Source organism: Synechococcus sp. WC101 (assembly GCF_047461555.1).
Lineage (GTDB): Bacteria > Cyanobacteriota > Cyanobacteriia > Thermostichales > Thermostichaceae > Thermostichus.
The window spans coordinates 1-14510 of sequence record NZ_JANSHG010000051.1 but is presented as its reverse complement, the minus strand read 5'-3'; the positions used below and the strand labels follow the sequence as shown (position 1 = coordinate 14510).

Annotated in this window: 13 protein-coding genes; 4 read left to right on the top strand and 9 right to left on the bottom strand. The window is 60.5% G+C overall.

The features are described 5' to 3' along the window. Positions 1–1558, bottom strand: a 1558-nt coding sequence (gene speA / locus NW809_RS05280; RefSeq protein ID WP_414401677.1) for a biosynthetic arginine decarboxylase, incomplete at its 3' end; no start/stop codon positions are given. A 458-nt stretch (positions 1559–2016) separates the two neighbouring features. Between speA and pstS the strand changes: the two genes are divergently transcribed. The 3 genes from pstS to NW809_RS05265 all read left to right on the top strand — a co-directional run bounded on the left by pstS (position 2017) and on the right by NW809_RS05265 (position 6402). Beyond that, a complete protein-coding gene (pstS, locus tag NW809_RS05275; RefSeq protein WP_168173322.1) occupies positions 2017–3099 on the top strand; it encodes a phosphate ABC transporter substrate-binding protein PstS in 1083 nt (360 codons plus the stop codon). A 249-nt stretch (positions 3100–3348) separates the two neighbouring features. Further along, complete coding sequence (gene dnaK / locus NW809_RS05270; RefSeq protein ID WP_414401676.1) at positions 3349–5235, top strand: molecular chaperone DnaK; 1887 nt, start codon at positions 3349–3351, stop codon at positions 5233–5235. Positions 5236–5433: 198 nt separating this feature from the next. Then, positions 5434–6402: a DnaJ C-terminal domain-containing protein gene (locus tag NW809_RS05265; RefSeq protein ID WP_011429053.1), complete on the top strand. Its 969-nt coding sequence runs from the start codon at positions 5434–5436 to the stop codon at positions 6400–6402. Here the strand turns inward: NW809_RS05265 and NW809_RS05260 are convergent. Continuing rightward, positions 6399–7724 (bottom strand): (Fe-S)-binding protein, encoded by a 1326-nt coding sequence (locus NW809_RS05260; protein ID WP_414401675.1) that lies wholly within the window; start codon positions 7722–7724, stop codon positions 6399–6401. The genes NW809_RS05265 and NW809_RS05260 overlap by 4 nt on opposite strands. A 220-nt stretch (positions 7725–7944) precedes the next feature. Between NW809_RS05260 and NW809_RS05255 the strand changes: the two genes are divergently transcribed. Further along, on the top strand, positions 7945–8265 hold the full coding sequence (locus NW809_RS05255) for a hypothetical protein (protein ID WP_011429055.1): 321 nt from the start codon (positions 7945–7947) through the stop codon (positions 8263–8265). On the opposite strand, the gene NW809_RS05250 is transcribed toward NW809_RS05255, so the two are convergent. The 7 genes from NW809_RS05250 to NW809_RS05220 form a co-directional block, all read right to left on the bottom strand. Beyond that, a complete protein-coding gene (locus tag NW809_RS05250; RefSeq protein ID WP_414401674.1) occupies positions 8262–10142 on the bottom strand; it encodes an AMP-dependent synthetase/ligase in 1881 nt (626 codons plus the stop codon). The genes NW809_RS05255 and NW809_RS05250 overlap by 4 nt on opposite strands. 393 nt (positions 10143–10535) lie before the next feature. Continuing rightward, positions 10536–10793, bottom strand: coding sequence for a CRISPR-associated endonuclease Cas2 (cas2, locus tag NW809_RS05245; protein ID WP_240527297.1), 258 nt, complete (start codon positions 10791–10793; stop codon positions 10536–10538). 8 nt (positions 10794–10801) lie between these two features. After that, positions 10802–10984 (bottom strand): hypothetical protein, encoded by a 183-nt coding sequence (locus tag NW809_RS05240; protein WP_041438029.1) that lies wholly within the window; start codon positions 10982–10984, stop codon positions 10802–10804. A 244-nt stretch (positions 10985–11228) separates the two neighbouring features. Beyond that, positions 11229–12818, bottom strand: a complete 1590-nt coding sequence (locus tag NW809_RS05235; protein WP_414401673.1) for an ArnT family glycosyltransferase — start codon at positions 12816–12818, stop codon at positions 11229–11231. Between the two features lie 96 nt (positions 12819–12914). Next, complete coding sequence (locus NW809_RS05230) at positions 12915–13550, bottom strand: hypothetical protein (protein ID WP_143596989.1); 636 nt, start codon at positions 13548–13550, stop codon at positions 12915–12917. Positions 13551–13738: 188 nt separating this feature from the next. Beyond that, a complete protein-coding gene (locus tag NW809_RS05225) occupies positions 13739–14032 on the bottom strand; it encodes a Uma2 family endonuclease (RefSeq protein ID WP_011429059.1) in 294 nt (97 codons plus the stop codon). A gap of 312 nt (positions 14033–14344) precedes the next feature. Then, the coding region (locus NW809_RS05220; protein ID WP_414401678.1) for a Uma2 family endonuclease at positions 14345–14510 on the bottom strand (166 nt) is incomplete at its 5' end.

Below are 14510 nucleotides of genomic sequence, written 5' to 3'. Positions count from 1 at the left end.
CAAAGAAGCGGTTGATCTTGCCGTCGCTGTCGCAGGTCAGATCGGCCAGGGTGGCCCACTGGCGCGGCTCCTCGTCCAGACGGTGGATGGGCATGATGGGGAACACCTGGTCGATGGCCCAGCTATCCGGCAGGGATTGGAAGAGGGAGAAGTTGCCGTAGTAGATGCTGGCCAGCATCTCGTCCAGATCCAGGAGATCTACGGCCACCGGCTGCCCCGCCTGGTGCTGCTCGTAGGCCAGCGTGCAGATCTTGTCGGAGCAGTTCCAAAACAGCCGCTCCACCTCGGCCCGCTCCCGCAAGCTGAGGGATCCCTCGGTAAATTGGCGCAGGGCGGCCTCTTTCAGCTCCTGGCAGCGGCGATAGTCGGCCACCAGGGTCTCGGGCCGGATCTCGTAGTAGAGCTGGTTCAGCTTTTGGATCACCTCAGCATCGGAGGTGAGCTGGGTGGGCATGGGGTAGGGGCTGGCGGCGTTGACATCCTGGATGTCGAAGACCAGCACCGACTGGTGGGACATCAGGGCCCGCCCGCTTTCGGTCACCAGCACCGGCGGCTGGATCCCGTGCGGCTGCAGGGCGGTCAGCACCGTCTGCACCACGGTGGCGGCGTAATCTTCCAGGCTGTAGCTCTGGGAAAAGTGGCTGGTGGACTGGGATCCGTCGTAATCGACCCCCAAGCCGCCGCCGACATCCAGATAGCCCATCGGCGCCCCCAGCTTGACCAGCTCGATGTAGATCTGGCTGGCCTCCCGCACGGCCCGCCCATGCACGCTCACCATCGAGATCTGCGAGCCGATGTGGTAGTGCAACAGGCGCAGACAGTGCAGCTTGCCGACTTCCCGCAGCCGCTCCACCACCTGCAACATCTCGGTGGCCGTGAGGCCGAACTTGGCCCGATCCCCAGCCGAGGTGCCCCAGCGGCCACTGCCCTGGGCGGACAGCTTGGCCCGCACCCCCAGCAGGGGATCAATCCCCAGGTGCTCGGCAGCTTGCAGCACCAGCTCCAGCTCTTGCAGCCGTTCCAGGACGATGATGGGGGTGCGCCCCAGCCGCTGGGCCAAGAGGGCCGTTTCCATAAAGTCGCGGTCTTTGTAGCCGTTGCAGATCAACAAAGCCCCAGGTGTATCCAGCAGAGCCAGGGCGATCAACAGCTCCGGCTTGGATCCCGCCTCCAGGCCAAAGTGGTAGGCACGGCCGTGCTTGACCACCTCTTCCACTAGGTGGCGCTGCTGGTTCACCTTGACCGGGTAAACCCCTCGGTAGACGTTGGGGTAGCCAAAGCGCTCGATGGCCTGCTGAAAGCTCTCACAAATCCGCCGCATGCGGTCGGCCACGATCTCGGGAAAGCGAATCAACAAAGGCAACTGCAAACCCCGCGCCACCAGATCCGTTACCAGGTGGTACAGGTCGATGCCCCCTTCCTGCTGCTGTGAGCCCTGTGGGGTTACCTCCACATGACCGGCGGCGTTGATACGGAAGTAGGGATCCCCCCAACCAGAAATGCGATAGAGCTTTTCGCTGTCTCGCAGTGTCCAGGGAGAACGAGTCAAAGTCGGCATAGTAGTCCCCCAGATACCGAGATGTGAACAGCGCAGGATTTCTGCACAGAACCCACAATATATTGCCCTATTCCAAGATATGTCAAGATTTTTCCAAGGCAGGGGGGATCCGGCCCCAAACTGGCTAAGCCTTGCCAGATAAGGCTTTGGCCTGAGGATCCCTCTGCAGTTGCTGCAGAACTCAACTCTCTCGTTCTCTTTTTTTCGCTGTTTTTCTTTGTTTTTCTCGCTCAAGCTTCGTTTTTTACTCTGGATCCAGAAGCGGGGTTGGGATCCCAACTGTTGCCCAAGAGCGCAGCGAATCCTGCAAGGATCGGCGACAAGTTGGTGGAGGGAAGAAGCTGCCTTTTGCGGAAGGTTGTCCCCTCTGGTGCTTCCCAGAGCTCAGGATGGCCACCCTTGACAGGGCTCCGTAGGCAAGACAAGGATCGGGGCGGAGAGCTTGGAGCGCCTCAGCTATGGTGCAACTGCCCCGCCTTCGCCGCCGAGAAATGCTGCTGTCGTTGCTGGCTGCTGCTGGCCTGAGCGCCTGCCAAAGGGGATCCCGTTCTGGGCAGGCTGGCCCTGTTGCCGACAGCCAGCTTGCCGCTGAGACCTTGTTGATCAACGGGGCCGGGGCCACCTTCCCGGCTCCCCTGTATTTGCGCTGGTTTTCCGACTACCGCCAGGTGGATCCCAAAGTCGAAATCAACTTCCAGCCGGTGGGCAGCGCCGCCGGCATCCGCCAATTTATCGACCAGACGGTGGACTTTGCCGCCAGCGACGTGGCCATGACCGATGCCGAAATTGCCGAAGTCAAGCGGGGCGTGGTCATGATCCCGATGACGGCAGGCAGCATTGCCGTCGGCTACAACCTGCCCGGGATCCGCTCCGGCCTCAAACTGTCCCGCTCGGTGTTGGTGCAGATCTTCCGCGGCCAAATTACCCAGTGGCGGGATCCGCAGATTTTGGCCCTCAACCCCGACCTGGAGATCCCCGACCTGCCCATCGCCGTCTGCTACCGCTCCGACGGCAGCGGCACCACCGACACCTTTACCCGCCACCTGGCCGCCATCGACCCCACCTGGGCCTCCGAGATCGGCGTCGGCATGTCCCTGGAGTGGCCGGTGGGCATTGGGGTGAAAGGCAACGAAGGCATGAGCGCCCAGATGCTCCTCAGCGAAGGGGTGATCGGCTATGTGGAATCGGTCTATGCCCGCGACCTGGATCTGTCGGTGGCGGCCCTGGAAAACCGCCGCGGCGAGTTCGTCCTCCCCACCCCGGAAGCCTCGGCCCTGGCCCTGAGCGAAATCGAGCTGCCCGACAACCTGCGGGCTTTTGTGCCCGATCCCGCCGGCGCGGGGGCCTACCCCATCGTCACCTACACCTGGATCCTGGCCTACCGCCAGTATCGGGATCCCGCCATGGCCAACGCCCTGCGGGCAGTGCTGCGCTGGGCCCTCAGCGAGGGACAAGCTCTGGCCGCAGAGATGGGCTACCTGCCCTTGGCCGAAACCGTTGTAGCCCGCAGCCTGGAAGCCCTGCAGCTTATCCAGAGCTAGCCGCCCTTGCCCCAACCGGTCCTGGAAGCAAGGCCGCGGCAGGTACGGAGATCCGTAACTGTTCTGCCTTCCAGTCGCCAGAAATGGGCGGCATTCTCGCCCTGACCCAGATGCCCTGCTGGTTAGGATCGACCTAGGAAACGGCTAAATACCTGCTGAATTTTCACGGATTGGCTGCCCAAGCTACTTCATACAGCCTGGCGGCGGTAGCCGAGGTCACGTCTTGAACAAAAGGAGAACAAGGAGCCGATGGGAAAAGTTGTAGGAATTGACTTGGGCACAACCAACTCGGTTGTCGCCGTAATGGAAGGGGGCGTCCCCACTGTCATTCCCAATGCCGAGGGGAGCCGCACTACACCCTCAGTGGTCGCTTTCACCAAAGATGGGGAGCGCCTGGTGGGCCAGATGGCCCGTCGCCAAGCGGTGCTCAACCCCGAGAACACTTTTTACTCGGTCAAGCGGTTCATCGGGCGCAAGTACGATGAGCTGAACGTCGATGCCAAGCGGGTCTCCTACCAGGTGCGGCGGGATGAGCGGGGCAATGTCAAGTTGTACTCACCCCGCATGAACAAGGAATTTGCCCCCGAAGAGATCTCGGCCATGGTGCTGCGCAAGCTGGTAGAAGACGCCAGCCGCTACCTAGGCCAACCGGTCACCCAAGCCGTCATTACTGTCCCGGCCTACTTTAACGACTCGCAGCGGCAGGCCACCAAAGATGCCGGGAGGATCGCCGGCTTGGAAGTGCTGCGCATCATCAACGAGCCGACGGCGGCTTCCTTGGCCTATGGCTTGGACAAGCGCAACAACGAGACCATCCTCGTCTTCGACTTGGGCGGTGGCACCTTCGACGTCTCCATTCTGGAGGTGGGGGATGGCGTCTTCGAGGTGAAGGCCACCAGCGGCGATACCCAGTTGGGTGGCGACGACTTCGACAAGAAGATCGTCGACTGGATGGCCGAAGAGTTCAAGCGCATGGAAGGGATCGACCTGCGGCAAGACCGGCAGGCCCTGCAGCGGCTGACGGAAGCCGCCGAGAAGGCCAAGATCGAGCTGTCCAGCGTCTCCGAGACTACCATCAACCTGCCCTTCATCACCGCCACGGCCGATGGTCCGAAGCACCTGGAGTTGAAGCTCTCCCGCGCCCATTTTGAACACCTCTGCGCCGACTTGCTGGAGCGCTGCAAAGGGCCGGTGGAGCAGGCCCTGCGGGATGCCAAGCTCACCAAGGCCGACATCAACGAAGTGGTGCTGGTGGGCGGCTCCACCCGCATCCCGGCGGTGCAGCGGCTGGTGAAGGAGCTGCTGGGCAAAGAGCCCAACCAAACTGTCAACCCCGACGAGGTGGTGGCCGTGGGTGCTGCCATCCAAGCTGGCGTGCTGGCGGGCGAGGTCAAAGACGTGCTGTTGCTGGATGTCACCCCCTTGTCTTTGGGGGTGGAAACCCTGGGCGGTATCGCCACCAAGCTGATCCCGCGCAACACCACCATCCCCACCCGCAAGTCGGAGATTTTCTCCACCGCCGAAGATGGGCAGACCTCGGTGGAAATCCACGTGGTGCAAGGGGAGCGGGAGTTGGCTCGCGACAACAAGTCCCTGGGCCGCTTCAAGCTGGACGGGATCCCGCCGGCTCCCCGCGGTGTGCCGCAGATCGAGGTGACCTTCGACATCGACGCCAACGGCATCCTCAAAGTGACGGCCAGAGACAAGGGCAGCGGCAAGGAGCAGAGCATTTCCATTACCGGCGCCTCCACGCTGGATAGCAAAGAGGTGGAGCGGATGATCGCCGAGGCGGAAAAATACGCTGCCGAAGACCGCGCCCGCCGCGAGAAAATCGAGCGCCGCAACAAGGCCGACTCGCTGGCCTACCAGGCTGAGCGGCAGTTGAAGGAGCTGGGAGACAAGGTCTCCGCCAGCAAGCGCAGCCAAATCGAGACCCTGGTGCGAGAGCTGCGGGAGGCCATCCAGCGGGACGACGACAGCGCCATCCAGAGCAAAGAGCGGGAGCTGCAAGAGGCCCTCTACGCCATGAGCAGCGAGCTCTATCAGCAGCCCGGCGCCGCTTCCAGCTCCACCTCTGGGACAACCTCCGGCGGCAGCGACGACGTCATCGACGCCGACTTCACCGAGAGCAAGTAACGACAATGGGATCCCCCTGGGGCCCGCAGGGCGGATCCCGCCTTTGTCTGGAGCATCGATAATGGGGAGGGACGGGATGGGCGATAGCGTCTAGCCCGCCTCTTTCTCTTTTCGTCAACAGGTCAGAGGGAGGGATCCCTTGATGCCTGGCCTCTTGGTTTTCTGACCCTTCTCAGTGACTTGCCTGCGGACGCCTCCATGCAAAATTTCAAGGACTACTACAAGATTTTGGGGGTCAGCCAGACGGCCACCGCCGACGAGATCAAGCAGGCCTATCGGCGCCTGGCCCGAAAATATCACCCGGATGTTAACCCGAACAACAAAGCTGCCGAAGAGAAGTTTAAGGAGATCAACGAAGCCTACGAAGTTCTCTCGGATCCCGGCAAACGCAGGCAATACGACCAATTTGGCCAGTACCACCAGCAGGGCGGGTTCCGCTACCGGCGGGATACCTACAGCCAGCCTTACAGCAGCAGCCCTTTTGGCGACAGCTCCTTCAGCGAAGACTTTGGGGGAAGCGGTTTTGGCAGTGGCGTCGATTTCAGCCAATTTGAGGATTTTCAAGACTTCATCGATCAACTGCTGGGCCGGGTGCGCAACTCAGGTGCGGATCGCAGCAGTAGCTCCGCTGGCAACGCCAACTACGATGCGGAGGCCACCATCCAGCTCACCATTCCCGAAGCTTTTGAAGGGGGCAGACGCCGCCTACGGGTGGGCGGGGATCGCGTGCTCGAGGTCAACATCCCAGCAGGGATGACGCCAGGGAAGCGGATTCGCCTGCGCGGCCAAGGCCACCCCAAACCCAACGGCGGCGCCGGCGACCTGTACCTCAAGATCGAGCTGAAGGAGCACCCCTTCTACCGCCTTGAGGGGTTTGACGTCTACTGCGATTTGCCCATCAGCCCCAGCGAGGCCGTCTTGGGCGCCCAGGTGGAGGTGCCCACCTTGGATGGAGTGGTGAAGCTGCGGATCCCACCCGGCATGCAGCCGGGGCGAAAGTTGCGCTTGGCAGAGAGGGGTTTTCCCAAGGGCAATGGAGAGCGGGGCGATTTCTACGCGGTAGTTCAGATCTATTTGCCCACCCGTGTTTCGGAGGAGGAGCGGGAGCTCTACGAAAAGCTGCAGCGGGTTCAGTCCTATGATCCCCGTGCCGCCCTCAAGCTCTAGCTAGAAGGAGGAGTGGGCGGTCGGAGAGCGCGATCCAGGAGTTCCATCGGGTGATAAATGGGGATCCCGGCCTTGCCTTGCAGACGCAGGTGCTTCTGGAGCTGCAGGCGGCAGCCGATATTGGCGGAGACGATCCCCTGGGCGCTGGTGTTGAGCAGGTTGGCCACCTTCTGGGATCCCAGCTCGTCGGCCACCTCGGGCTGCAGCAGGTTGTAGACGCCGGAGCTGCCGCAGCAGAGGGCGGCATCGACAGGATCCCGCAGCTCCAGCCCGGGAATTTGCCGCAGCAGTTGTCGCGGCTCCTGGCTGAGGCGCTGCCCGTGCAGCATGTGGCAGGCATCCTGATAGGCCAGCACCAAGGGATCCGGCTGCAGGGGGTACAGGGGAGCGGTCAGCCCTACCTGCGCCAGAAACTCCTGGATATCCTTGACTTTGGCCGCAAACTGAGCCCCTTTCTCTTGGTAGTCGGGATCCCTGGCCAAAAGGTGGCCGTACTCCTTGAGGGTGTGGCCGCAGCCGGAGGCAGTCACCAAAATGGCATCCAACTCGTAGCCGGCAAAAGCATCCACCATCTGGCGGGCCAGGGCTTCTGCCTGCTGCAGTTGCCCTTGGTGGTGGGGCAAGGCCGCACAACAGCCCTGGGCGGGCGGGATCACCACCTCACAGCCGTTGTGGGTCAAGACGCGAATGCTGGCCTCATTCACCTGCGGGGCAAACAGGCGCTGCACGCAGCCGAGGAGCAGCCCCACGCGAAAGCGGCGTTCGCCCACCGCCGGGATCCGCTCCGGGTAGCGCTTGGGCAGCAGTTGCCCCACCTCAAGAGGGGGCAAGAGGGATTCCATGGCCGCCAGGCGCGGGGAGACCTTCGCCAGCCCTTGGCGGATCCAGGCGCCGACCCCCATTTTTTGGTAGAGCCAAAGGGGCCAGAGCAGAGGCCGCAGCCGCGCCGGGTAGGGGAAGAGCCAGAAGATGAACTGGCGGTACAGCCAATCCCAAAGGTTGCGGCGGTGGTTGCGCTCGATCTGCGGGCGGGTGGCGGCGATCAGCCGGTCGTAGCGCACCCCCGAAGGACAGGCGGTAACGCAGGCCAGACAGCCCAGGCAGGTATCGAAATGGGAAACCACTGCTGCCGAGAGAGAGATTTGGCCTTGATTGAGGGCGTCCATCTGGTAGATGCGCCCCCGCGGCGAGTCTGTCTCCTTGCCGAGGACGCGGTAGCTGGGGCAGGTGGTCAGACAAAACCCACAGTGCACACAGGCATCGATTAGCTTTGGATCCGGCGGATCCAGGCTGTCAAAACTCGGCCTTTTGGATGAGCTCATCGGCCTCGACCTATCGCGCTTTCAACACTTCATCACCCCCGTAAAGAGAGAATTGGCCGTTCGGGGATCCTGTCCCCTCCTTTTGCTTCCGGGGTTTTTTGCATCTTAATCTGGGAACAGAGCGTCTGAGACTTCTATCCAGATCCAAACGCTCTTTTCGTCCGTACTACCCTAGAGAAGGGACATACCCGGCCGATTTCTCCTCGTCGTTCATTTCCCAATGAAAGTGCAACACCTCTTCACCCCAGCTCTTGTGGGGGCAGCTCTCTCCAGTTTGAGCCTATCTGGAGCGGCTTTTGCCCAGGCCAACCTGCGGGAGCTGCCCCCCGATCTGGCCGAACAGCTCACTACAGAGCAGATCTTGCAAGCCTGCGCCGCCAACCAGGCAGACACCTTGCCCAGCCCCTTCCCAGACGTGGTGCCGACCGATTGGGCCTACAAGGCGGTGCTCACCCTCTACTACTGCGGCGCCTACCGGGGGGCCATTCCCCCGGAGACCTTCCGGCGCTACCTGGAGCAACAGCGGGGATCCCAAACTTAGCTCCCTGTCGGATACATCTCCTGGATGAGGTGGGCGTAGCGCTCGGCCACCGGGTTACGCTTAATTTTCAGCGTCTGGGTCATGAGGCCGTTTTCCACGCTCAGGGGCTCTGGCAAAAAGCGGAAGTCGGCAATTTGCTCGTGGGGCCGGTAGCCAGGACGCTCTTGGATGCGGGCCCGCACCTCCTGCAAAATCAACGTGCGCACCTGCGGGTGGCCCAAGAGCTCGGCCTCCGCAGCCGGGATCCCTTGCTCAGCGGCCCAAGCCTTAAGGGCATCGAGGTTGGGGTAGATGAGGGCGGCCAGTTTCTTTTGGTCTTGCCCGACGATCACGATCTGGCTGATGTAGGGGGATTGCAGGCAGGCATCTTCCAGCGGCTGCGGCTCGACATTTTCGCCGTTAAGCAGCACGATCACGTCCTTGGCCCTGCCGGTGATCACCAGTTGTCCGTCGGGGGTGAGCCAGCCCAGATCCCCGGTTTCAAACCAGCCATCAGAGCTGAGAACTTTAGCGGTGGCTTCTGGATTGTTGTAGTAGCCCATCATCACCTGCGGGCCACGGGCCAGGATCAACCCCTTTTGGCCAGGGGGCAAGGGCTGCCGGGTTTCCGGATCGACAATGCGAAACTCCGTCCCTGGCAGCGGTGGGCCAGCCGTACCGCGCACGTTGTTGTCAGGACGCCGCGCGCACAGCACCGGCGAGGTTTCCGTGAGGCCGTAGCCATTGAGGATGGAAATGCCCACCACCTCGTAAAACAGATCCAGGTAGGCGGGCAGGGATCCGCCGCCGCTGATGGCCTGTTGAAAATTGGGGCCCAAAGCCTGCCGCACCTTGCGGTAGATCAGCGCATCGGCCAGGCGGTGGACAGGCCAGAGCAGCCCCTGTTGCAGGCGGGCCCCCAGGCGCACCCACGGGCTGACGCCGTAGTGTAAAATCGACCGGTTGCCGGCAATCCGCCCGGCGAGCACGTAGCCTTCGCTGGTCGCCATCAAGGTGCGGATCAGCCGCTGCATCAGGGGGCTTTTTTCCTTAAATTGCCGCTGGATCCCTTCGTAAACGGTCTCCCAGATGCGGGGCACCGCCACCAGATAGTGGGGCTGCTCCTGTTGAAAATCTTGCTTGATAAAGCGAGGGTTGGTGTAAACCAACGTGCAGGCCTGGCTGAGGAGAAAATACTCACAGGCCCGCTCGTAGGAGTGCCAGGTGGGCAGAATTGTCAGCACCTTATCCCCAGGCCGGGGCTGCACCACCACATGCAAGTTTTCCACCTGGTGCATCAGGTTGCCGTGGCTGAGCATCACCCCCTTGGGCCGACCGGAAGTGCCAGAAGTGTAGATGATGGTGGCCAACTGGGATCGCTCCAGCCGCGGCGGCTCGTAGCGGCGCTCCCGGCCTTTTTGCAGCCACTGAGAAAAATTCAATACCCCCGGCTCTTCTTCATCGGAAAGCAACAGCAGCCGCTCCAGGCCCAGCTCCTGCACAACCGGCCGCACCCGGCTTAGGGTCTTCGCATCCTGGGCAATCAAAGCGGTGCTGCCGGAATGGCGCAAAATGTAGCCCAGCTCCGCCGGATCCGCCACGGCGCTGCGGGGCACATTGACCGCTCCCGTAAACAGCGTGGCCAGATCTGCCATCAGCCAGCGGGGGGAATTGTCGGCAAAAATGGCCACCCGATCCCCAGGCCGAATGCCCAAAGCCTGCAAACCGGCAGCCAAGATCTGAATGCGGCGAAAGAGCTGCCCGTAAGAAATCTCAAAGACCGGCTGGGCATGGGGATCCCTGAGGGCAGTGTAATCGGCAAACTTTTCGGCCAGGACTTGCCAGATGTCGAGCAGCGTCGTCCCAGCGGGGGTAGCAGCAGCGGAGACAGTAGTCATAAATCTGTACCCTAAATCACATTTACAGTCTAGTAAACTTGGGCTTTTTCCCAAGACACCCCCAGGACAGTTCTCAATCTGTCACCAAATCCAACCCCTTCCCCTTGCGGGGAAAAGGTAGGGATCAACCCTACTCCCGGAAAAGCCTGAACTCATGAGGTTTTCAAGGTGCGCTCGCGAGGAAGTACCGAGACTTCCCGCCACAGATGTTAACCTCGCTTCCCCGAATAAGCGCAACTCAGAAAATTCGCTCTTTTGGGGACGTCATGCTGCATTTTCCCGCCAATCCCGGCAAAAGCTACTAGATCTTATGGCACCCGCAAAAAAAGCTAGCAATGGCTCCCCCCGATGGATCGGCCCCAAAACTTTACAATCTCGGCTAAGCTGAGAACCTCACAAAATAAGGTAGTCCGGCGGCTCGTAGGGGAGAGGCCCGCCGAAGACCTTGGTACGTCGTTTGGCGGTGGCATCCAGAGGGTAGGCCTGCAGGCTATCTTCCTCGAGGTTGAGCAGAGGCAGCCACGACTTTTCCAGCTCGGCAGTGTCCAGGGGGCATTCAACAACGGAGTATTGCGCTCGCTGGCAGCACTGTTCCAGGCGCTTGGCCAACTGTTGTCGGCGCTTATCGTCCACCACGTCGTAGCAAACCAACCATAGCCTCAGCGCAGCTCCATTGCTTCGTACTCTAGGTTGCCGCTCACCAGGCAACGGCCCAGCCAGCGGGCTTGCTCCAGCACGATTTGGCTCAGGGCTAGGCGACGCGATTGCGGAGGGTAAAGCAAAGGCTCGCAGAAGCGGCGCTCCAGCTCACCCAAAAACAGCTTTTTGGCCAGGGATCCCATGCTCCATCCGGCGACGGCTCGCAGTCTTCCGGGGTGAGCAAGCCGGCCTTGATGAGTTGGCTTACCCAGCATTTCGCTCATCCCTCTCACAAAGGCCTCGGCCTAGATGCCCTTAGATTCGTCGTCAAAGTACCAGTATGCTTTCCTAGAGATCCAACCGAATAACCTTGCTGCCCAAAATTTGCCTAATGCTCTCCAGACTGTCTTTTCTTGCGTTGAACCCAAAGGTATCTCGCTGTGGCTGCTAGCGCAAGCGGGAGTAGGGACGGGGATAGGGTTGGCGCATCTGCCGAGCCAGGTACACCTGAAAGGTTTGCGCCACCGCGCCCGCCCGCCGCAGGGGAACCTCTGCCACTGGCTCAATTTGTTCAAAGTAGGTGCCGTAGACAGCCTGGATCCCTGCTCTTGGCCAAAACAGCTGGGAGGTGACCAGCAGCCCATCTTTGCCCAGCCAGTCTTCAGGTTGGGACCAAAAGGCAAAGCCGCGCAGATCTTCATCCAGGCAGGTGAGGGGCTTCTCCGTCAGCGGCGCCAAGGCTATGCCGATCTGCCCGCCCAAAAAGTAAACGTTGGTGAAGATAAAATCCGCCTCTGCAAGAGCCTGGGCCAAGCGGGGATCCGTCTGAAACTGCCGCCGCAACTGTTCGATGTCAATCAGCTGAGTCGAGGGATCCCGTTCCACCGGCCACAGGCCCAGCCCGCCGGGATCCTGGAGGAGGCCGTAGCGCACATGGGCCAGCCCCACTGCCACCAACAGGCCCACTGCCACCGCCGTCCCCGCCAAGAGCTGCCTTGCTCCTGGCCACCGTTCCCAGCGGGATCCCAACAGCAAGCTCAGCACCCAAAACCCCGGCATGGGCCAAGTGGGGAGGATGGGCCGGTAGCCTCCCATGAAGGTAAAAGCCAACACCAGCGGCAGCCCACAGGCCAAGATTAAAAGCTGTTTCAGCTCCTGATCCGTGAGGCGTCTTCCCTGAACCAGCGCCAGCCCCACCCGCCCACCCTCGGCCAAGCTCAGCCCCAGCAGAGGGATCCCCAAGGTCGGGAAAAGGTACCCCATCTCCTGCAGCACCGTCAGCCCCAGCTCCTGCAGTTGATACCCTGCCTCCGGCACTGCTCGCCCCCCCTGGAAGCGGAAGGAGACCCAATCCTGTTGGGTGTTCCAGATTAAAACGGGGCTGAAGGCCGCCAAAAACCCCACCACCGCCAAGAGCGCCCATCCCGACCGAAGAGCGCAGCGGTGGGCCGGGCTGAGCAGACAAAAGAGCACCAGGCCAAACCCCAGCGCCAGGCCGTGGTATTTGCCCAGGCAGGCCAGCCCCACCAAGAGCCCAATCAGCGCCAGCCGCGGCCCCGGTCGGTAGCGCGCTGCCCCATAGACCCCCAATTTCCCCTCCGCCAAGGGAGCCGGAAAAAACTCCTGGGCAGCCACCCACAGGGTTGCCGCCGTAAACACCATCAGCGGGCTATCCGGCAGGGTCAGCACCCCAAACCCAATCCAGAAAATGGGGGCGATGCTGATGGTTGCCAGGGTGATCAGCCCCGCCTGTGGCGAAAAAAGCCGCGTCGCCGTCAGGTAAAGCAACAGGGAAGAGCCGGTGTAGGCCAGCAGGGATCCCAGTCGAATCGAAAAAGCCGACACCTGCCCCGTCAAAACAGGCCCCAAGCCCGTTGTCCAGGCCACCAGCGGCGGATGGTCAAAATAGCTCCAGTCCAGATGGCGGGTGTAGAGGTAGTAGTAGGCTTCGTCAAAGCCCGGTGGCAACAGAGCAGCCACCAAGCAGCGCAGAAGCAGGCCCAGGCCCAAAATCCACAGAGCAGCTTTCGGCAGCACAGGGGATCCCCTTGAGCGTGTGGACAGGTGTTATTGTCTCAGCTTTGGCCAGACTTGTCCCCAAAAAACCAAGTGGGGGCTCAGAATAAACTGAGCCTAAGACGTTGCCTCCGGCAGCTTTACCGGACACCCCAAAAGCTGGCCCAATTGCTCTGCTTCCGCCCTTGCCTTGCTATCATCAGAACCAAAGCCTAGGTACAATAAAGGCTCTCCCAATGCCAAATTCACCTTCACCGAAAAATAACTATCGCCATCGGAATCTGTTGACCTCTCAACTACAACTTGCTGAACATCTCTGAAGGAATAAGCTTTCCGCCCCCTTATTCCAAAGGGAGTGAGGTGCTCCTCCAAGATCTGGTAGAAGGAGCGGTCAAAGGTCAGCCGACGGCTTCCTAGCTTAGGTATTAGCGATAGACCTACCATTCCTGCTGGGAGAGAAAGTAGAAGCGCAGCAAACAAATCTCCTGAGTTAAAACTATCGCTGGCCACCAAGAGCTGACTCTCTGCACTCATCCGAAACGATTGGATCTTGGTTGCCAGTTGTCGAGCGTCGCTCTCGCTGGCGGCTGACCAAGCTTTTGTTTCTCCTGCAGGAGTTATGAGAGTAACGTAGTAATAGGTTGTCTCGTCTCCTTCGGAGTCTGTTCGAGTTTCAGTTTTGACTCGGGCTCCTCTTACATCATAATAGAACTCGATCTGTTTTGGTAAAGGCAGCAGTGGTTGAAAGACCACTTCAGAGGTGACTGTATCCTGATCAAGCCGATGGCAAGTGAAACGGCGATCCCCCCTGAAAAAGCCAAATCAGGGAACACAAAGCCAGCGCCACAAAGAAAATAACGCCAGCAGCCACCAGCGGAACCCCAGGCTCTAGACAAACGCGCTTGCTGGGGGTTTGCTCTACACATCTCATCCCTATAGGCTTACCTCCGTCGGGATCCCTGGGCCTTGCCCTCATTATTGCTTGCTGGTGTGATACTTGACCGTTTTCCGGAATACAGAGCTTTGCTCATTTTGAGAGCAGAGTTGGGTTGCGAGATCCAGGGCAAAGCCAGAGAATCCTCTTGCAGATAAGCTGGGCGCTCCAGGACTTGTACTGGCTGGCCGGGACGATAGATGTAGATTCTTCGGCTTTCCGGGTCAATTAGCCAGCCCAGTTGGGCGCCGTTGTCGAGGTACTTCTGCAGCGTGGCTTGCAAAGCAACCAGATCGTCCACAGAGGAGCGTAATCCGAGCCTAGGAAGGCAAAGCGATGGCGCTCCTCGGAGGTAAGCTGTTCCGCTACGCAACGCTAAACAAAAACGAACTTTTGTAAGAACTTCGTCCCGCTTACGCGATCATAGATAGTAAGCAAAACCTTGAGGCTTTGCCTCAAGGAACTATCTAGAGGCATCTTGACAGCGCCTTTGCGAGTTCGTTTTTGAACTGCGTCAAAATCCCCCGCCTTTAGGCAGTGGGAGTGTCAAGTTCGTGGTTGCTGATAGCCATCGGTTAAGGGCTGGTGGAAAAAGAGGGCAGCTCGGGGCAGATTATTCCCAAACTAAGCTGAGATCGGCAACAAAGCCAGGGAGGGCGGGATCCCCTTCTAGGTAAGCTGGGCGCTCCAGAACTTGGACGAGCTGGCCGGGGCGATAGACGTAAACTCGCTGGCTTTCCGGGTCGATCAGCCAGCCCAGTTGGGATCCGTTCTCGAGG